We start from the raw sequence: 18,616 nt of genomic DNA, 5'->3' as shown, positions 1-18,616 counted from the left end.
GACCCGTGGCTGAAATGGTCAAAATTACAACTTTTACCTATTTTTGTGAGTACTCGCCCGAATCCGATGCTGGCAACGAATCAACTTACGTTTGAATATAGCCCTGCGAAACAGTTCGCATTTCCCGATGTTCACTGCGCCAACCGCGAAGCCCTGCTGATTTTAGGACAATCTGGAACGGGAAAAACAACCTTCCTGCACCTGCTGGCACTGCTGCTTCGTCCCAAAAGCGGCTCGGTTGTTATCGATCAGACGGACCTGACCAAACTCGGTGCCGCTGAAACCGCAGCCTTTCGGGCCAAACACGTCGGTATTATTTATCAGAAACCGCACTTTGTCAGCTCTTTATCGGTGCTGGATAACCTGGTTTTAGCGAATTATCTGGCGGATAAACCGCAGGATAGGAGCCGCGCCCGCGAACTGGCTGGTCAGCTCGGTTTTGCGGATCATCTAAACAAAAAAACGCACCAGATGAGCCAGGGCGAGCAGCAGCGCGTGAGTATTGCGCGGGCCGTGATGAACCAACCTGACATTATTCTGGCCGACGAACCAACGTCCAGTCTTGACGATGAAAACACCGCTCGTGTGGTCAAGCTTCTGCGCGAACAGTCGGAGCAGATTGGGGCTAGCCTGATTGTTGTTACCCACGATCAACGCTTGAAAGATGTATTCCAGAATCGGGTAGCTCTCTGACGAATTTATCCGTAGTATTTCACCCCCATCCATTCACCGTAATGCGTAAACTTCTCTTTGTTTTCCTGCTGATGCCGTTGCTGGTAGTCGGGCAGAACCGCAAGAAAAAAGATTACCTTGTGTCGCTCAATACCCGGTTTGGTACCATGCGGTTGGTGCTATACGACCAGACGCCCAAGCACAAAGAAAATTTCATCAAGCTCGTCAATCAGAAATTTTACGACAGCCTGTTGTTTCACCGCATCATTCCGATGTTCATGATTCAGGGGGGCGACCCGAACTCCCGCAAAGCCAAGCCTGGCGACCCTTTGGGAAGTGGTGATGTCGGTTATAAAGTTCCGGCTGAATTTGTACCCGCCCTGTTCCACAAGAAAGGTGCCTTAGCTGCGGCCCGTGACAATAATCCCGAAAAAGCGTCGAGCGGTTGTCAGTTCTACATCGTGCAGGGGCGCGTGTGGAGCGAAGACGAGTTGCAGAAACAGGTCGCGCGGATTCAGACCATGAAGGGGCACGTTCCCACCGATGAACAGAAGCAAGTATACAAAACCTTGGGAGGCTCTCCACACCTCGATGGTAACTACACGGTGTTTGGGGAAGTCGTTGATGGAGTGGCTATCGTCGATAGCATCGCCAAGCAGCCTCGCAACGAAATGGATCGCCCGGATGCAGACGTGCGCATGAGCATGACCGGAACGTGGGTCAAAAAGAAAAAGATCAAGAAGCAGTACAACTATCAATATCAATAGAAACGTCAGATCGCCTATTTCTACGTGAATGCCTATGAAAAAACGGATTCTCCTCACCGGTGCCAATGGTCTGCTGGGGCAAAAGCTGGTTGGATTGCTGGTTAAGCAACCGGATGTTGAATTAATCGCAACGGCACGGGGTGCCAATCGACTGCCCTTTTCCGACGGCTATACCTACCGTTCGATGGACATTACGGATCGTCAGCAAGTGCTTGATGTGATCGGTGATGTGCAGCCGGACGCAGTTATCCACGGAGCCGCCATGACCGATGTGGATAAGTGTGAGGTTCAGAAGGATGACTGCTGGGCGCAGAATGTTCATGCTACCGAATACATCGTTGACGCGTGTAAGGCTGCGGATGCTTTCCTGCTTCATGTATCCACCGACTTTATTTTCGACGGTGCTGATGGCCCTTATGACGAAACCGCCGAAGGAAATCCAATCAGTTTTTACGGATGGAGTAAATATGCTGCCGAAAAAGTGGTGATTCATTCCGGATTGCACTGGGCCATTGCCCGGACGGTTCTTGTCTACGGCATAGCGCACGACATGAGCCGGAGCAACATCATTCTGTGGGTGAAGAAATCGCTCGAAGACGGTAAAAATATCAAAGTCGTTACCGACCAGTGGCGTAGCCCAACGTTGGCCGAAGACCTGGCGATGGGCTGTTATCTGATAGCCGACAAGGAAGCAGAAGGTATCTTCAACATTTCGGGAAAAGAGGTACTGACGCCGTATGACATGGCGATCAAAACCGCCGATTATTTTGGCCTGGACAAATCACTGATCGCGCAGGCCGACGCATCGACGTTTACGCAGGTTGCTCGTCGTCCACCACGCACAGGATTTATTCTCGATAAATCGCACACCGTGCTTGGCTACGATCCACATTCGTTCGAAGAAGGCATAGCGGTTCTGGCAGCTCAATTAAACCAGCCCGCGTGACGCTGCACGTGAAAGCAAAACCCGGCAGTAAAGTAGATCAGCTGTTCTACGATGCGGCTGGGACGCTGAATGTCAAAATCAAAGCGCCGGCTCAGGATGGTAAAGCGAATGCATACTTAATCGAGTTTCTAGCCAAGCAGTTAGGTATTGCTAAATCCAAAGTGGCTATTGTCGCCGGATTTACAAACCCGCACAAACGACTTGAGATCGACGTAACGGAAGAGGAGTTTGTGCAATTCCGCGCGCAAATTCTCAACGAGTAAGACCAGTAAAACAAAGAAGCCCAACGATCGTCAATTCGTTGGGCTTCTTTGTTTCTATCGAATGACATTAAACGGCATCGACTGGCTCGGCCATCGTGGATGCCGGTTGTTTGCGCGGTATATAGTGCCGGAAGAAGCTACTAATTTTCATTTGCAGAACCCCAAAAACGGCTTCTTTAAAGATCTTGGTAGACATCTTGGAAACGCCTTTCGTGCGGTCGGTGAAGATAATCGGTACCTCGGCAATTCGGAAACCGTACTTCCAGCAGGTAAACTTCATTTCGATCTGGAAGGCGTAACCCACGAACTTAATCGGATTATGCAGAATCACTTCCAGTACGTTATGCCGATAACAGACAAAGCCAGCCGTAGGGTCCATGATCGACATACCGGTGATAAACCGAACGTAAACCCCGGCGAAATACGACATCAGCACCCGACCGATTGGCCAGTTTACAACATTTACCCCCCGAATATAGCGGGAGCCAACGGCAACATCGGCCCGGTTCGGCCCTTCATCGGCGCAGGCGTGGTAAAGTTTGATCAGATCGTCGGGGTTGTGCGAGAAGTCGGCGTCCATCTCGAACAAATACTGGTATCCTCGCGATAGCGCCCACTTGAAACCGTCGATGTAAGCGGTGCCTAGTCCTAATTTTCCTCGCCGTTCGAGCAGATGCAAACGGGCGGGAGAGCCACTATCGGCAAACTCTTCTTGTAGGTAACGGACCCGTTGCGCGGTACCATCGGGTGAACCATCGTCTACGATCAGCATGTCGAACGGCTCCGGCAGCGAGAATACTTTTCGGACAATAGCCTCAATGTTCTCAATTTCATTATAAGTGGGAATAACTACCAGGCGTTCTTTCACGACGTACGAAGTGGGTTTGTAAGCGACCAATACTACTACTGATACAACAGCAGTACCGGTGATTTTTGTACAAAATAACTATTAAAATTTGTTAATCGCAGATGGTTGGCTTAACTCCTTGGCAAGTTGGCGCGCTCTGGTAATGCGGTCGGACAACGAAACGCCTTTGTACCAGTTTGCGCATACCAGCAGATCGTCTTTTTCAACGGCTTCGACCTGTTGTTTGACGGTAACGATTTGGGCGTTGTACTGCGGAATGGCTCGTTTCCAGCGGGTTAGTTTTCGGAAAACCGGCTTGGTTGCTGTAATGCCAAAACTGCTGACTAACTCCTGATGAACGTTCTCGAGCAGAACATCATCGGCTAACTGGGCTTTCTGCGCTCCGGCCTGACCACCTACCATGGTCGTAATCAGGACTTCGTCGTCGGGGCAGCGGCCTTCAAAAATCGAACTGCTCCAGATATGACCAGCCGCAAAACGATCCTCGACCTTTGGATTCAGGCCACCAAAACCATTGAGCAGATGCCGAACATCAGCGCGTTTATAAACGGAATGAACGGCAGTCATTGGTGGGTATTGAACGGCGTGAAGCGCATCGGCAAACGCAGGATAATCAGCGGCTACCAATCGGGCAGCTGCGTCAGTTCCAACGGCCAGAATCAGTTTGTCAACCGGTTTAGTACCACTTTGGGCTTCGATTTGCCAGCCATCTCTGGTTCGGCTAATGCGCTTAACCGGATCGCTCAACGAGAGGTTGGTCAGCCGGGCGGCCAGCGCATCGGTCAGCATCTGCATACCCTCCCGAAAGCTAAACGACTGCCGACGACCGGCGGACGATTGATTTTTTATCAGCCCCCGAAGTACCGAGCCATACTCGTTTTCGTAGTCGAGCAAAACGGGAAATGTCTCGGAGACAAGCAGCTGATCGGGATCGCCCGCGTAAATTCCGGCTACGAACGGTGCCAATGCGTAATCGACAATCTCGTTCGAGAAACGGCGTCGAAAAAATTGTCCCAGCGTTTCCCCTTCGGGTGATTTGGTTTTGTTATTCCGTTCGCGAAAAATTGCCAGCTTGGTTTTCCAGCTAAAGAAAGTACCAAACAATAACGAGGGCGGACCCGATGGAAGCTGTCGGTACTGCCCATCGCGAAAGATAAAACGAGCTTTACTAACGGGTTTGCTGAAAGTGAGGGCGGGCGTAAGACCCAACTTGTCGAGCCAGAGCAGCAGATCGGCGTCACCAAGCAGCGAATTAGGCCCTAGCTCGCGCAGGTAATGTTGTCCGTCGGGGCCCGTAGCTCGCTCTGATCCGATGTAGCCACCGGCTCGATCACTGGCCTCCCAAAGATGATAATCAACCCCACGTTCCTGCAGCTCGTAAGCCAGCGTGAGTCCCGAAATGCCCGCTCCGATAATGCCAATAGTCATGAACGGGCTGGTTTTTGGGGCTCAGTTTTCTTTTTCAGGTTGTCAACGACCTGCTGGTATATCGTTTCCATCGCTCGTGGGTGCGCTGCGTAATACGCGTAACTTTTCGAATAGGCCGCTGTATCGACCTTGAACTTTCGGAAAATCTGTTTTTCCAAATGGTGATAAGCCACATTAGACGAGTCTGTCGATCGCAGGCCCATACGCCCGACCCGCGCTTCGAGTATGTGTACTTCGGTCAGAATGGCTACCATACGCTCCTCCGGAATCAAATTGTCCGGGCGTTTGTCTTCTGGCGGCTGGCAACCTTGCAGGAGGCCCAGGTAAAGCATCGCTAGCCCCATCCAGATGGTTTGTTTCATCAGATGCCAACGCATAGTTTTTAAGCGTTAATTTTGTAAGCTAATCCGGTCAGGCAAAGTTCGGGATTGGCTGTTAAAATAACATAACGCCTATTGGGTATGGACGAGTTCTTGGCCCGGCTGCGTAATTTCGATATTCAGATTCGAAAAGCGGTCAATTCACAGATGCGGGGTAGCTTTCGCTCGGTTTTTAAAGGGTCCGGGCTGGAATTTAGTGATTTGCGCATTTACCAATACGGTGACGATGTGCGGGCTATTGACTGGAACGTGTCGTCGAAAGGACACGGTACGTTCGTAAAGGTATTCCGCGAAGAGAAAGATCAAACCGTTTTTTTTGTCGTTGACGTGAGTGCGTCGCAGCAGGTTGGTCCGCAGCACCGGGCGAAGCTGGATGCAACAAAAGAAGTATGTGGGGTACTGGCGATGTCGGCTATTCGCGAAGCCAGCCATGTAGGCTTGTATTGTTTTTCGGATCAGAAAGAGCGGTACATCAAACCATCCAACAGCATGAAAACGGGTTATCAGCTGATTATGAGTCTGTTTAAGCTGCAACCCGAATCGGCCCGGACAAACCTGGCGGATGCGCTTTTGTTTACGCTGAACTGTCTGAAACGCCGGAGTGTCGTGATTCTGCTGTCGGATTTTATCGATCATGGGTACGAGCATAATCTCAAGGCTCTGGCACGAAAACACGATTTGGTTGTTATTCACTTTTACGATCAGCGCGAAGTAAATCTGCCCCGGCTTGGGATCATTCCGGTGCACGATACGGAAAGCGGTCGGACAATGTGGCTCAATACGTCGTCGGCTTCGTTTCGGCACCGGTTGCGGGAAACCTTCCAGCAGAATCAGGCTCGGCTGGAGCGGCTTTGCAAGCAGTTCAACGCCAATTACCTGGCGCTCGATTCGCAGGAAGATTTTGTGCCGAAACTCATTGAGCTGTTTCGGGTAAGAAGATATCAGTGATTTTGACAGGTCGATTAGTGACTCATACGCTTCAATTGATTAGTAGCTTATGCCTGTTTGCCGTTTCGGTTTGGGCGCAACCACCCGCGAAACGGACACTGAACGGGCAATTTCTCGACGATAGTATTGAAATCGGTCGGCCCTTTCGGTATGCCGTCACCTACCGCCATGTACCAACGGCTGAAGTTCTTTTTCCGGATACAGCGGTTCATTTTCTGCCTTTCCGCGTCAAGGAAATAAGCGTTTTTCCCACGCAGACAACCGGCCAGGGCCCATTGGCGGTCAGTCGGGATAGCGCCGTGTATACACTGGTTTCGTTCGAGACGGATTCCGCTCAGTTATTGCAGGTTCCTATTAGGCTGGTCAATGCCAACGATTGTACCAGCCTAATGACGCAGATTGACACAGTATTCTTACGATCAAAGCTGACGTTACCCCGTTCAGGTACGGCACCTACGCAGAGTCTAACACTGGCCTCGGAAACGCAACTAGCTCGCTTACAGCAACAGTTTAACTATCCGGTTCTGGTTGAAGCACTGCTGGTAGCGGGCGCTTTGTTAACACTTATTAATTTGTTGTTTGGGCGATCGATTCGTCACCAGTGGCAGATTTATCAGCTTTACCAGCAACACAAGCGGTTTCTACAAGAATACAATCGGTTGAGTCAACTGTTGAGCGCCGATACAGCATCGGATATGGCTAATCAGGCGATTGTGATCTGGAAAACGTACCTGGAAAGCCTTGAAAAACAGCCTTATGCTTCCCTGACCACCCCCGAAATCGCCGAGCGAACGGGTGATGAACGCGTAGCTGACGCTTTGCGGGAAGCCGACCGGATGATTTACGGCGGAACCTTTTCGGCTCAGTCGCAGGACGCCTTGCAGGTATTGCTTAAGGTGGCTGTCCAGGCGTATCATCGGCAACGGAATATACTGCAAGCTCCGGCGGAGCCACCGGTACCAGTCGTCATGTCCGACGAAGCTAACCCGTCAACCCGTTCGTAATATGGAGCCTTGGTATTCGCTACATTGGTTCGATCGGGCGCTTTGGGAACAGTTTCGTTTCGCCAATCCGCTCGCCCTTTACCTCATCCCAACGATTGGGTTTCTGTTTGCGCTGCGCTACTACTTGCAGCATGATTCGCAGCAGCGGTTAAATATGTCGTTGGGAACAGGACGGGGCAGTCAGAGCGACCGGATTCAGGAAGATCCCGTTCTGGTAAATCAACGATTGGTAAGCCTGTTACGGTTTCTATTGCCGGGAAGCCTGTTCATTGCCATGACACTCTTACTGGTGGCCCTGGCCCGGCCCCAGCTTGTACAAACGCATCGCGAAGAGCAGTCGGAGGGAATCGATATCATGCTGGCTATGGACGTGTCGTCGTCCATGACCGAGGCCGACCTGCCACCCACGCGCCTGGCTGCGGCTAAACGAGTAGCGCAGACGTTCATCAACGGTCGTAAGAATGACCGGATTGGCCTCGTAATTTTTGCAGGTGAAGCGTTTTCGCTTTGCCCACTGACTACGGATTACGCGTTACTGAAGCAGTATTTAAGCGAGCTGAACGAGCAGATGATCCCCGCGTCGGGTACGGCCATTGGCGATGCGCTGGCGCGCTGTATCAACCGGATGCGGGAACCCATGAATGCTACCCAGGATTCAACGGAGTCGGGGAAAAAGCGTAGTAAAGTGATTATCCTGCTCAGCGACGGCGACAACACCGCTGGTAACCTGGACCCGGTCACGGCAGCCCGTCTGGCCAAGGCGTTCAACATCCGGATCTATACCATTGCGGTAGGCCGGGCCATCCGTTCGAGTGCGTCCGCTTCAACCGTAGATGAGGGTATCCTGAAAACGATTGCCGGAATCGGTAATGGTAGTTTCTTCCGGGCTGCTGACGCCGGTCGGCTCCGGGCCGTTTTTACGCAGATTGACCAATTAGAAAAAGCGCCCGTTCGGACGTTGGTGTACGAAGATGTGCAGGATCAGTATCGCGTGTATTTGTACTGGGCAATTTCTTTCTTACTCTTCGCGCTGTTTCTGAAAAATACCATTGTTGGAAATGTATTACAAGATTAACCGGATACCTGCTATTATTTACCATGCTTAAATCTTACTACAACGCAGAGGTCATCGAAGCGGGCTTAGATGAAGTAGGCCGGGGGTGTTTGGCCGGACCTGTGGTCGCTGCTGCGGTTATCTTACCCAAACATTATACGCATCCCATTCTCAATGATTCGAAGCAACTGACTCGTATTCAACGCGAGATGCTGCGAATAGATATAAAACGGGACGCTTTGGCGTGGGCCGTCGCGGAGGTGTCGCACGAAGATATTGACCGGATCAATATTTCGAAGGCGAGTTTTCTGGCCATGCACCGTGCTGTTGATTCGCTCGCCGTCCGGCCAGAACATTTGTTGGTCGATGGAAACCGGTTTGTGCCGTACCCCATGATTCCACACACTTGTATTGTGAAAGGTGACGCGCATTTTCTGTCCATCGCAGCCGCTTCGATACTAGCCAAGACGTACCGTGATGAATTGATGGAGCAGTTGGGGCAGGAGTTTCCCGATTACGGCTGGGCCAGAAATGTTGGTTACCCAACCCCCATTCATCGGGAAGCCATTCGGAAGTTTGGACCGACAAAATACCACCGGATGAGTTTTCGGTTAATCTAACACCACCCCGTCGCTTACCCGCGAAGTACCCATTAGCCTGTTTCGCCCCTCGACCAGCATTGTTTAATTGGTAGCGAAGTTGATGATGGGCGTAAACCAACTGCCCGTCCCGGCAGTTACCCTTTGCAGAATTAAAGAATCTGTCTTATCATCTTCTTTGTGTAAACCCTATTGACTTTCTTGAGTTTATTCACAAACACGTCTAATTTACTGATTGCTATGAAGATGAACACCCAGCCCATCCAGAATCTGGAAGTAAGCCTTGAGGAGCTGGTAAGCGCTTTCAAGGGATTACCAGCCCAGCCGGAGGGCAACGAGCATTATACCGTCAAGTTTTCTGTACCCAACGATTATGGCAACGCCAGCGAACGGCAGCTGTTATTCAAATGGAATCAGGAAAAAAACGATTGGGAATTGAATACCAAAGGGCACGATCTGTTGATAACCGCTTCCAGCCGGTAGGATCGCAATCACTGACGAATTTCAAACGACAAAACCGCCATTCACGGCGGTTTTGTCGTTTAAGGGCTCAAGAGCAATGCATCAGTCTATTTAGTTTCAGATGATGCTGAAAAGCGTTAGGCCAGCGTGGGCTGTTCGGCCTGTTGGCGTAATTTCTCAGTGGGCCGGAAGCGTTCGCCGTACTGGTCGGCCAGCCTATCGCAGGTTGTAACGAAGGTATCGATACCGACGAAATCGACAAACGACAACGCTCCGCCCGTATAGGCCGGAAATCCCCAGGCCAGAATCGATCCCAGGTCACCGTCCAGCTTTGTGCGAACGACGTTTTCTTCAAAGCAGCGTACCGCTTCAATCGCCTGTCGATACAGCAAACGGGTTTTTACTTCGTCGAGTGTGGGCTGTTGGTCGGCCAGTGGAAACAAATCCGCCAGTCCCGGCCACAAACGTTTCGCTTCGTTATCGGGGTAATCGTAAAAACCGGCTTTGGCTTTCTTACCCGACCGGCCTCGTTGGACAAACTGTCCGGCAACCTGGTAGCTGGTGTCATCCTCGTTCAAAGCACCGTCCTTGATACCCTGGCTCGCAATTTTGTAAACCAAGTCAAGCGCCACTTCGTCCGTAACGGCTAGCGGGCCGACGGGCATACCCGCATCTTTCCCCGCATTCTCGATCAAGACCGGGTTAACGCCATCTTTCAGTAACTCCATTCCTTCCGAGGAATAGGTGCCAAAGCAGCGCGAGGTGTAAAAGCCGCGTGAATCATTCACTACGATGGGCGTTTTTCGAATTTTACGCACGTAATCAATGGCAACGGCCAGCGCATAATCGGAGGTTTGCTTGCCCATGATTAGCTCAACGAGCATCATCTTGTCTACGGGAGAGAAGAAGTGAATACCGATGAAGTTTTCGGGTCTGGCCGATGCCTGCGCCAGACTGCTGATGGGCAGGGTAGAGGTGTTGGAGCCAAACACACGAAGGCCATTTTCGGCTAGCATCGGCTCCGCTTCCTGCGTAACCTGCGCTTTCAGATCGCGATTTTCGAATACCGCTTCAATGATCAGGTCGCAGCCTTGCAGATCGTCGGCGGAGGCAGTGGGTTTGATCAGGCTCAGAATACCGTCTGCCTTACCCGGATCGACTTTGCCCCGTTCGACGCCTTTCTGTAGCAGCTTGCTGACTTGGTTTTTACCCGCTTCGGCGGCTTCAATCGAAACATCCTTGAGGACAACGTCCATACCCGCCTGTGCCGATACGTAGGCGATACCGGATCCCATCATACCCGCGCCTAAAACGCCCAGTTTCTTAATGTCTGTTTTTGGAACGTCCTTGGGGCGGCTGGCTCCCTTGTTGGCTTCGTTCATGCCCAGAAACATCGTCTGGATCAGGTTCTTGGCTACTTTAGACGTAGCGACCTTCACGAAATGCCTGCCTTCGATGACGAGTGCCCGATCCATGTTTACCTGCAACCCTTCGTACACGCAGGCCATAATTTCAAGCGGGGCGGGGTAGTTGCCCTTGGTCTTCTCTAGCAGCATAGCCGTTCCGGCGCTGAACGTTTGCGCCCCGACCACACTCTGCACGTTGCCGCCCGGCACCTTGAAATTATCTTTTCCGACGATTTTACCTGTTTTGCGGTCAACTTCGTCCCAGGGCTTGATTGGGTTGGGATTCGCGTCAATCCAGGCACGCGCTTTCGCCAGCATCTCGTCGGGTGTATCGGCTATGTCATCGACCATACCCAGGCTTTTGGCTTCCTGAACGCCTACTTTTTTGCCTTCCAGCATCAGCGGCAACGCTGTTTGAATACCTAACATACGCGGTAGCCGTTGCGTACCACCCGCGCCCGGCAACAAACCGATGGTTACTTCGACCAGCCCAATCAAGGTTTTGGACCGGGCGGACGTTCCGTTGTTTAAGGCAATACGATGATGGCAGGCCAGACAGATTTCATAACCGCCCCCGAGCGCCGTACCATTGATCGCAGCCACAGTTGGTTTTCCCGACGTTTCGATGCTGCGAAAAATCCGGTTCAGCTCCGACGATACCTTTAGCATCTCAGCGGGTTCTTTGTCGTTGTTGCGCAGAATCATTTTTAGATCGGCTCCCGCGACGAACTCAGGCTTGGCCGAGGTGATGATGATTCCCTTAACCGATTCGTCAGAAAAGGCTCGTTGGATGGCCGCTTCAAATTGGGGGATGGATTCATCATTGAGGACGTTCATCGGAGCCGATGTCATTGCCCACGAAATAAGGGCTACGTTTTGGTCAACGCTGTAGTTTATCATTGTCAATACTGTCAACGAATGCGGTGAATGCCAATAAATGACGGTTAATTAACTCGTTCGAAAAGGGTGGCAATACCCATGCCGCCACCAATGCAGAGCGTCGAAAGCCCGAACTGTTTACCGGTGCGTTCCAGTTCGTCAATCAGGGTCGCCGAAATGATCGCGCCAGTTGCGCCCAACGGATGACCCAACGCGATAGCCCCGCCGTTGACGTTAAGCTGGCTATGGTCAACGCCTAATTCGTCCATAAACAGCATTGGTATGGCCGCAAACGCTTCATTGACCTCAAATAGATCAATGTCGCTAATGCGCATGCCCGCCCGTTTCAGTAGTTTGCGTGTGGCCGGAATCGGACCCGTGAGCATAATGGTTGGTTCAGAACCCACAACCGCAAACGCTTTGATGCGGGCCCGAGGTTTCAATCCTGACTGTTCGCCAAATGCCTTGCTGCCGATCAACACGGCTGCGGCTCCGTCAACAATCTGTGAGGAGTTACCGGCGTGGTGAACGTGGTTTATTTTATCGAATTGGGCGTATTTAAGCAGCGCCAGCGCATCCAGCCCCATCTTGCCCATGCCTTCAAAAGCGGGTTTGAGCTTGCCTAAACTCTCGGCGGTTGTGTCAGGTCGTACACCTTCGTCGCGGTCGAGGAGTGTCAGACCTAATTCGTCCTTGATGGGTACGAGTGTTTTCTGGAAACGGTTATCGGCTTGCGCGGCAACGGCCCTGCGGTACGATTCGGCAGCAAAGCGATCCACATCATTCCGCGAATAACCGTACTTCGTCGCAATCAGATCGGCAGAAATACCCTGCGGAACAATGTTGTGACGGGCAACGATCTGCGGATTCATAAATAAAGCGCCACCGTCGGAACCCATCGGCACCCGCGACATGGATTCTACACCACCCGCGATGATGGCATCGACCTGCCCCGACATCACGTAAGCCCCGGCCATGTTGATCGCTTCGAGACCTGACGAGCAAAACCGGTTGAGCTGAACCCCGGCTACCGATTCAGCGTAACCCGCTTCGAGCGCAGCCGTACGCGCAATGTCGGCGCCCTGCTCACCAACGGGTGTTACGCAACCCATGATCACGTCATCGACCAGCGACGTGTCGAGTTGATTCCGGTCGCGGAGTTCACGCAGAACACTCGTCAGGAGCTGAATGGGTTGCACATCATGCAGCGCACCGTCACTCTTCCCGCGTCCGCGTGGCGTTCGGACGGCATCATAAATGAATGCTTCAGCCATAAGTCTATCCGAATAATTAGTATGCAAGCATACGGTTATGTTTCAACAAAAGTAGCAGCAAAGGCTCAACAGGGCAACGATTTTGGATTAAATTGATATTTTCTTTATCCGTGAGAATACAAACCGAGCAAGACGCCAGCGACTACGGTACTTTACTTTTTGCGGAATGTGCTGAAATTGTACGCTAAGCTCAACGCTATGGTCTGCTGAACTTGCAAGCGGGTACTGAAATCCCGGTCATAAAAGCCGATAAAATTAAACGTAACGCTTAAAAACTTGATCAGCTTGGCGGTCATCGTCAAATCGAGCCGGTGGTCGATTGCGTTTAAGGCTAAATAATTGGCGTACAGTTGATAACGCGCGTTAAGTTTGATGTTCTTGGTCAGGTTGCGGTCGATAACCGAATGCAGTTGAAAAGCCAGCCACTCCAGTCGGATTGATCGACCGGGCGGTACGCCGTAGACGGTGGCCGTTGGATCGGGTACGTAAACGCCGTCTACCTGGGCAATGCGCACTCGATTGTCTGTTAAGGTCGTCAGGCGGGGCGCGAAGGGGTTCATTTGCAGGGAAAACCAGTTCGTGGGCGTAAACGACACGCCGAGCGCTAGCGTCAGCAAAGCGGGCGAGAAAAAATTGGATACGCGAAGGCGATTTCGGTCGGTTGAATCGTAGCGGAAACCGGGTGCAAAAAACGTGTTGAAAGCCGCCGACCCGGAGAAACTCCACTTAGGGCTAAATTTGTAGCCAACTACCGAGTTAAGCATAAACACATCCGCCGATTTCCGGGTGTCGTTCAGTTGAATAAGATAACCTAATTGTATGTCGGCGGTATTGTCCCACGACCATTTGTCTTTCAGGTACAAGGCTCTGGTGTTCACCAGCGTACCCAGTGAAATTGAGTTCGTGCCGCCACCCGCCCAGTTGCTGAAGGAGGTTTGGTTAAAGTTGATGCTTCCGTTGAATGACTTTTGCCAGTACGTGGTATCCTTTACGGTAACGACAGAATCGTTGATCACAACGATGGTATCTCGACGGACCACGACGGAATCGGATCGAGTCGAATCCTGAGCGCGGACAGTCACACCTACCAGCGTGAGAAAGACCAATAAACAATATTTTCTGATCATACTACATCGAATGAGCCGCTCTGACTCTTTGCAAAAGCGGTGATCACTCTCTTAAATTCATATTATGACAACTGCCAGGACTTGTGTTTACGGAGAAAAAACTGGCTTTTGGGCGTAAAAAAGACGGGCAGTACCTGAAAGACTAACCCGCCCTGGCTGATTACGTTTAACCCACTGAGCATTTAGCGCTCCGTTATCATCCGGTTGATGACTATAAAACCGCAGTATGAGTGGGGGTAAAATGCAACAGGTCAGGTTCATCGCCGACGAACCTGACCTGTTAAGAATGCCGCTTAGGGCATCCGATAAATTTTCAAATAAACTAAAGGCTTATTTATCCAGTACGATTGTTTCGCCAACCAGATATGCGCCCGATTCGGTAACCAGATTATACACGTTCTTCACCGCCCGAATCGCTTTTTCGGCACGGACGACGTGATAAGCCGAAACGCTGTTAGCGGCTGCATCATAGCGATAGAGGACTTCACCGGCTTTTACGTCACCCAACGCTTTCCGGCCGCTGGCTGTCAGAACGGGGTGGTTAGCCGTTGCTTCGAGTAGTACGGGAGCGGTTAAAGCGTTACGATTATCAGCAGTGAGTTCACTGATCGGCGTAAGCCACACGCCCGCCAGCGTAAAGTTGCCTTCGTGGGTGTCTACTTTCGTTACGCGGGTAGGAGCAAGGCTTTTCGTTGTCGCATCGTAGCCCAGCACAACATCACCCGCATTCAGTGCATTGATCGACTTGGCCGAACCGTCGGCCAGGGTTACCGGGGCATCATGAGCGAAGCAGAAGTTATACTCTTCTTTTTTCTTGCCGCCACCATCTTCCGATTTTCCGCCACCACCCGAAAGTAATCCGGCCATTTCGCGCGACAAAACAAACGTAAGCGTCGACATCAGACCCGGTTCTTTTTCACCAACGTATTTCAGGTCGTCGATGTAAGCGTCCCACGCTTTGCGGTCGGCGGATGCCCCTGGAATAACGAAGGGTTTTATTTCGCCCGATTTCTCGTTTTTGTAAATCGCCAGCAAGCCAAGTTCTTTGGTGTCCTCGGCGGTAAAGACTTTGTAGAGGTAAATTTTCCGCGTGATACCGTCGCTGTAGGTAAACACATAGGCCGGACGCTCTTCGTAGCGGTCCAGAATAAAGCCGCCCGATTTGAAATACGTGTCTTTGTCGAGGTTGGCTACTTTGATCGCTTTAACCGCTTTAAGTTGCTCGAGGGTCATCGACGCAGAGGCTGTCTGCGCCAAAACGCGCTGGCTCAACAACTGTGTCGTGATGGCGCAACAAAGAAAAATAAGGATCGATAGCAGGTTGTTCTTCATCATTTCTGGGTAGATGAGCGCTGATGTTCAGCCTCTACTTGTTTGTGTACAAATTACTTTTTCGTGTATCCGCCCACGCGTGCATGGATCGCTTCGACGGTCCGACGGGCGGAAGTAAAAGCCCCAGCCATCCAGGCGGTTAGATACGTGGTATGCTCACCCGCGAAGTAAATACTGTCGTCGGGTTCGAGCAACGCGGGGTAATATTTTTTTCGGGTAGCGTCGTCGTAAACGGCCCAACCTCCGCCACTGTACGGAATCCGGTGCCAGGCAAGCGAAAACGAATTTTCGAACTCTGCTGGATACTGCGGGTGAATTTTACCGCCCTGAGCCAGCGCCATCTTCTCGCGTTCGGCTATGGATAAGGACCCTACGGCTTCGGCACGACTGTAGAAATTATAGTAACCGATCAGAACGCCTTTCTGGCCCTGTAAGCTGAACGACGGATACCAGATCTGGTTAATGTCCATATTGGTCCGCGAAATGCCGCCATAAATACCGTCATCCTCTTCCCAGAACCGACGCTTGAACTGTAAGCCAATTTTGCCGGTCTTCATGTACGGAACAAAATCAGCGGCTCGCTTTACCGTTCCCGACAGGTCCGATTCGATGGTTTTGAGCATCGGCAAAGGAAGCGTACAGATGCAGAACTCGCCGGTTACTTCGACTGGCTTACCGTCTTTTTTGTAGACGACCCGAACACCATTTTCGGTTTTTCGCAGTTCCGTTACGGGGGCGTTGAAAATGATTTTACCGGCTAGTTTCTTTTCGAACGCTTTCGGAATGGCATCCATGCCCCCAACCGGTTGTAACAGCGTGGTTTGCTGCTCGTAGGCGTAATCCCCTACGTTGTAAAAAACCGGTTGCATAAATCCCGATCGGAGTAAGTCGGTTAGGCCAAACGGATCGGTGAGGGTACCGGGCATGTTACCAGCACCAGGGTCGCTTTTGCTTTTATAACCTCGTCGGTTGGTACCCTTGTACAAATGGGCCGTGTTCAGATCGCCTTCGTTTTTCAGAAAGTCGATTAGTTTTTCGACATCTTCCTTGGTCAACTGCTGATCGAGGGCCGATTGATCAAGGGCTTTGGCTAGCAACTCGGAGGTGTAGCCCCGCATGTCGTTGTGGTAATCGCTGATCCGCATACGTCTATTCGCCAGATCGCCCGTTCCACCGTCGTTGTAAAGGAAGGCCGACTCGTTGGCTCCGTTGAAAATCTGTAAGGGAACGCCCAACTCGCGGCAGTACTGAAGCGTTAGCTGATGGTGGTGCGGAATGCGGGCGGCACCCCCGTTGAAATACTGCCCGTCCTCAAACGAACAGGTCTGCGACGGTCCGTTCAGTTCCGTTTCTTTGGTGCCGCCCCGAACGGTCCAGACGCGTCCGCCCGAACGAGAGCGGGCTTCCAGGATGGTACAATCGTAGCCGAGCTTACCTAGTTCGTAGGCAGCCGTCATACCCGCCAGACCGGCCCCAAGGATAATGATTTTTCGACCTTTACCGTCGCTATTCTGGCCATTGGCGGGTAGATCGAGCGCCGATGCAGGTGCTGGCGGCAACATCCCCCAGGCCAACAGACTGGCGTAACTGGCACTTGTTGAATGAATGAAATCTCTTCGCGTCATATTTTTTTAGGAACGAAAAGCTGGAAGCAAGGATAGAAAGCCATGCCTGTGAGGCCGACTTTCGCTCCTGATTCCCTGCTCCAGACGCCTATTGGTTAACCGACTACTTTCTTAAAGCTATCAACGAACATGACCATCTCTTCCGAGGTCCCGACGCTTACCCGGCAGAACGGCTGACCGTTTAGCTCGCGTGTCTGGATGCCGATACCGTTGGCAAACATTTGATTTTCAAACGTCTTCGGCTTCATGCGGATCGGAAAGAGAATAAAATTGGCCGCTGATGGAATTACCTCGTAACCCATATCGGCCAGGGCTTTGGTGGTGTACGTGCGTGCTTTGGCGTTCTCGGCGCGGCAATGGTTCTGCCATTCTTTGTCCTTGTAGCTGGCAATACCAGCCATCAGCGTTGTAATGCTCACCGCAAAATCACCGTTGGTATAGGCATGCAGCGTTTTCAGCATCTCAGGTTGGGCAATCGCATAGCCGAGACGCAAGCCCGCAAACCCGTGAATTTTTGAGAACGTACGCGCCAGAATTACGTTCTGACCGTCGGCGACCAGTTTACCTAGTTTTGGCCGGTCGGCCGGTTCGTAGAAATCGATGTAAGCTTCGTCAAGAAACACGGGCACTTTGGGAGCTACCTCACGGCAGAATGCTTCAAGCTCCGCAGTCGGGACGATGGTTCCAGTCGGGTTATTCGGATTGACAATATACACTAGTTTCACATCGGGTGTCAGGCTCGCCTTGATGGCAGGAAGGTCGTACTTGTAATCCTTCGTCATCGGTATTGCCTTGATTTTAGCACCCATTTTCTCGGCGCGCCGGAGCAGGTCATCGTAGGTAAACGCACTAGTCAGGATGGTGCCTCCGGCTTTGGCGAAATGATCCGCTGCGGCCATCAGAATATCCGACGAGCCGGGCGACATCATAATGTTCGTAGCCTTTACGCCTTCGTCGGTAGCGATCAGCTCTTTCAGTTGACCAAACTCCATCCAGGCGTAACGATTGCCCAGGTCAGCGGCCTTCACCAATGCTTCTTTAGCACTGGGTGCGATGCCAAGCGGATTCTCGTTGGCAAGCAGCCGTGCCCGTAGCTTAGGCATGTCCGGTGGAGCGGTTGTAAAGGCAAATTCGTTGGTGAATTCGGACTGAATCCGTTTAACCGATGAAGCCGCTTCGGCAGTATTAAATTGGCTGAGCGAAAGGCCGGCTGTCATCAGACCGCTGGCCCGAAGCCAATCCCGACGAGTTAGTTGTGAAGACATGAGTATAGGCTTTTTTGTATTTATCTGCGATAAAATAAAAGTAAACCAAATTGTAATTCCTTAGTAGATAGGGTGTTGTGAAAGTACGAATTAATTCGAATAAAAGCGTTTTCTAACTAGAATTGATAATAATTTAATTTTAAGAATAGTCTATTTTTCGGAATTTACATTGGTTATTCTTATATGGACAGAAGAAATAGTATTTGTTGTTCGTGGTGACCTTTTGTGAGTACTCTTGCGAAAACAGAAGGGTTCGGTGTCGATGGTTCGTGCGGTTCTTAATTTGCACGAACCATCAACACCGAACCCTTTTTTGA

18 protein-coding genes are annotated in these 18,616 nt (G+C 51.4%); 9 read left to right on the top strand and 9 right to left on the bottom strand.

The features are described 5' to 3' along the window. Positions 1-66 precede the first annotated feature (66 nt). The 4 genes from LQ777_RS21480 to LQ777_RS21465 are packed head-to-tail and all read left to right on the top strand — an operon-like array spanning position 67 to position 2,648. Complete coding sequence (locus LQ777_RS21480; RefSeq protein WP_232562891.1) at positions 67-693, top strand: ATP-binding cassette domain-containing protein; 627 nt, start codon at positions 67-69, stop codon at positions 691-693. 41 nt (positions 694-734) lie between these two features. Then, positions 735-1,439, top strand: a complete 705-nt coding sequence (locus tag LQ777_RS21475; protein WP_232559988.1) for a peptidylprolyl isomerase — start codon at positions 735-737, stop codon at positions 1,437-1,439. 34 nt (positions 1,440-1,473) lie between these two features. Next, positions 1,474-2,385, top strand: coding sequence for an SDR family oxidoreductase (locus tag LQ777_RS21470; RefSeq protein ID WP_232559987.1), 912 nt, complete (start codon positions 1,474-1,476; stop codon positions 2,383-2,385). Further along, on the top strand, positions 2,382-2,648 hold the full coding sequence (locus LQ777_RS21465) for a DUF167 domain-containing protein (RefSeq protein WP_425276913.1): 267 nt from the start codon (positions 2,382-2,384) through the stop codon (positions 2,646-2,648). Before LQ777_RS21470 ends, LQ777_RS21465 begins: the two co-directional genes overlap by 4 nt. 67 nt (positions 2,649-2,715) lie before the next feature. On the opposite strand, the gene LQ777_RS21460 is transcribed toward LQ777_RS21465, so the two are convergent. From LQ777_RS21460 to LQ777_RS21450, 3 genes are all read right to left on the bottom strand, one after another. Then, positions 2,716-3,516: a polyprenol monophosphomannose synthase gene (locus LQ777_RS21460; protein ID WP_232559985.1), complete on the bottom strand. Its 801-nt coding sequence runs from the start codon at positions 3,514-3,516 to the stop codon at positions 2,716-2,718. Positions 3,517-3,597: 81 nt separating this feature from the next. After that, the gene (gene hemG / locus LQ777_RS21455; protein ID WP_232559984.1) at positions 3,598-4,944 is read right to left on the bottom strand and encodes a protoporphyrinogen oxidase; all 1,347 of its coding nucleotides are present in this window, start codon (positions 4,942-4,944) and stop codon (positions 3,598-3,600) included. Next, positions 4,941-5,321: a DUF4296 domain-containing protein gene (locus tag LQ777_RS21450; RefSeq protein ID WP_232559983.1), complete on the bottom strand. Its 381-nt coding sequence runs from the start codon at positions 5,319-5,321 to the stop codon at positions 4,941-4,943. The genes hemG and LQ777_RS21450 overlap by 4 nt, the downstream gene beginning before the upstream one ends. 84 nt (positions 5,322-5,405) lie before the next feature. Between LQ777_RS21450 and LQ777_RS21445 the strand changes: the two genes are divergently transcribed. The 5 genes from LQ777_RS21445 (at position 5,406) to LQ777_RS21425 (ending at position 9,412) form a co-directional block, all read left to right on the top strand. Continuing rightward, complete coding sequence (locus LQ777_RS21445) at positions 5,406-6,272, top strand: DUF58 domain-containing protein (protein WP_232559982.1); 867 nt, start codon at positions 5,406-5,408, stop codon at positions 6,270-6,272. A 17-nt stretch (positions 6,273-6,289) separates the two neighbouring features. Next, positions 6,290-7,276 (top strand): hypothetical protein, encoded by a 987-nt coding sequence (locus tag LQ777_RS21440; RefSeq protein ID WP_232559981.1) that lies wholly within the window; start codon positions 6,290-6,292, stop codon positions 7,274-7,276. Between the two features lies 1 nt (position 7,277). Beyond that, positions 7,278-8,351, top strand: a complete 1,074-nt coding sequence (locus tag LQ777_RS21435) for a VWA domain-containing protein (RefSeq protein ID WP_232559980.1) — start codon at positions 7,278-7,280, stop codon at positions 8,349-8,351. 23 nt (positions 8,352-8,374) lie between these two features. Beyond that, positions 8,375-8,950: a ribonuclease HII gene (locus tag LQ777_RS21430; RefSeq protein WP_232559979.1), complete on the top strand. Its 576-nt coding sequence runs from the start codon at positions 8,375-8,377 to the stop codon at positions 8,948-8,950. Between the two features lie 219 nt (positions 8,951-9,169). Beyond that, positions 9,170-9,412, top strand: a complete 243-nt coding sequence (locus LQ777_RS21425) for a hypothetical protein (protein ID WP_232559978.1) — start codon at positions 9,170-9,172, stop codon at positions 9,410-9,412. A 116-nt stretch (positions 9,413-9,528) separates the two neighbouring features. Here LQ777_RS21425 and LQ777_RS21420 read toward each other — a convergent pair whose 3' ends face one another. From LQ777_RS21420 to LQ777_RS21395, 6 genes are all read right to left on the bottom strand, one after another. Then, the gene (locus LQ777_RS21420) at positions 9,529-11,697 is read right to left on the bottom strand and encodes a 3-hydroxyacyl-CoA dehydrogenase NAD-binding domain-containing protein (protein ID WP_232559977.1); all 2,169 of its coding nucleotides are present in this window, start codon (positions 11,695-11,697) and stop codon (positions 9,529-9,531) included. A 44-nt stretch (positions 11,698-11,741) separates the two neighbouring features. Further along, complete coding sequence (locus LQ777_RS21415; protein ID WP_232559976.1) at positions 11,742-12,950, bottom strand: acetyl-CoA C-acetyltransferase; 1,209 nt, start codon at positions 12,948-12,950, stop codon at positions 11,742-11,744. 152 nt (positions 12,951-13,102) lie between these two features. Further along, complete coding sequence (locus LQ777_RS21410) at positions 13,103-14,077, bottom strand: DUF3078 domain-containing protein (protein WP_232559975.1); 975 nt, start codon at positions 14,075-14,077, stop codon at positions 13,103-13,105. Between the two features lie 330 nt (positions 14,078-14,407). After that, positions 14,408-15,409, bottom strand: coding sequence for a Hint domain-containing protein (locus LQ777_RS21405; RefSeq protein ID WP_232562890.1), 1,002 nt, complete (start codon positions 15,407-15,409; stop codon positions 14,408-14,410). Between the two features lie 53 nt (positions 15,410-15,462). Then, on the bottom strand, positions 15,463-17,034 hold the full coding sequence (locus LQ777_RS21400) for a flavin monoamine oxidase family protein (RefSeq protein ID WP_232559974.1): 1,572 nt from the start codon (positions 17,032-17,034) through the stop codon (positions 15,463-15,465). Positions 17,035-17,129: 95 nt separating this feature from the next. Further along, positions 17,130-18,299, bottom strand: coding sequence for a pyridoxal phosphate-dependent aminotransferase (locus LQ777_RS21395; protein WP_232559973.1), 1,170 nt, complete (start codon positions 18,297-18,299; stop codon positions 17,130-17,132). Positions 18,300-18,616 lie beyond the last annotated feature (317 nt).

Origin of the sequence: Spirosoma oryzicola (genome assembly GCF_021233055.1) — a bacterium.
GTDB classification, from domain to species: Bacteria; Bacteroidota; Bacteroidia; order Cytophagales; family Spirosomataceae; genus Spirosoma; species Spirosoma oryzicola.
This window is presented reverse-complemented; position numbering and strand designations above follow the sequence as displayed.

Excerpts from the sequence above, each read along its gene's own strand:
- LQ777_RS21480 (WP_232562891.1), top strand. The coding sequence starts at position 67 with ATGCTGGCAACGAATCAACTTACGTTTGAATATAGCCCTGCGAAACAG.
- LQ777_RS21475 (WP_232559988.1), top strand. The coding sequence starts at position 735 with ATGCGTAAACTTCTCTTTGTTTTCCTGCTGATGCCGTTGCTGGTAGTC.
- LQ777_RS21470 (WP_232559987.1), top strand. The coding sequence starts at position 1,474 with ATGAAAAAACGGATTCTCCTCACCGGTGCCAATGGTCTGCTGGGGCAA.
- hemG (WP_232559984.1), bottom strand. The coding sequence starts at position 4,944 with ATGACTATTGGCATTATCGGAGCGGGCATTTCGGGACTCACGCTGGCT.
- LQ777_RS21450 (WP_232559983.1), bottom strand. The coding sequence starts at position 5,321 with ATGCGTTGGCATCTGATGAAACAAACCATCTGGATGGGGCTAGCGATG.
- LQ777_RS21445 (WP_232559982.1), top strand. The coding sequence starts at position 5,406 with ATGGACGAGTTCTTGGCCCGGCTGCGTAATTTCGATATTCAGATTCGA.
- LQ777_RS21435 (WP_232559980.1), top strand. The coding sequence starts at position 7,278 with ATGGAGCCTTGGTATTCGCTACATTGGTTCGATCGGGCGCTTTGGGAA.
- LQ777_RS21430 (WP_232559979.1), top strand. The coding sequence starts at position 8,375 with ATGCTTAAATCTTACTACAACGCAGAGGTCATCGAAGCGGGCTTAGAT.
- LQ777_RS21425 (WP_232559978.1), top strand. The coding sequence starts at position 9,170 with ATGAAGATGAACACCCAGCCCATCCAGAATCTGGAAGTAAGCCTTGAG.
- LQ777_RS21420 (WP_232559977.1), bottom strand. The coding sequence starts at position 11,697 with ATGATAAACTACAGCGTTGACCAAAACGTAGCCCTTATTTCGTGGGCA.
- LQ777_RS21415 (WP_232559976.1), bottom strand. The coding sequence starts at position 12,950 with ATGGCTGAAGCATTCATTTATGATGCCGTCCGAACGCCACGCGGACGC.
- LQ777_RS21410 (WP_232559975.1), bottom strand. The coding sequence starts at position 14,077 with ATGATCAGAAAATATTGTTTATTGGTCTTTCTCACGCTGGTAGGTGTG.
- LQ777_RS21405 (WP_232562890.1), bottom strand. The coding sequence starts at position 15,409 with ATGAAGAACAACCTGCTATCGATCCTTATTTTTCTTTGTTGCGCCATC.
- LQ777_RS21400 (WP_232559974.1), bottom strand. The coding sequence starts at position 17,034 with ATGACGCGAAGAGATTTCATTCATTCAACAAGTGCCAGTTACGCCAGT.
- LQ777_RS21395 (WP_232559973.1), bottom strand. The coding sequence starts at position 18,299 with ATGTCTTCACAACTAACTCGTCGGGATTGGCTTCGGGCCAGCGGTCTG.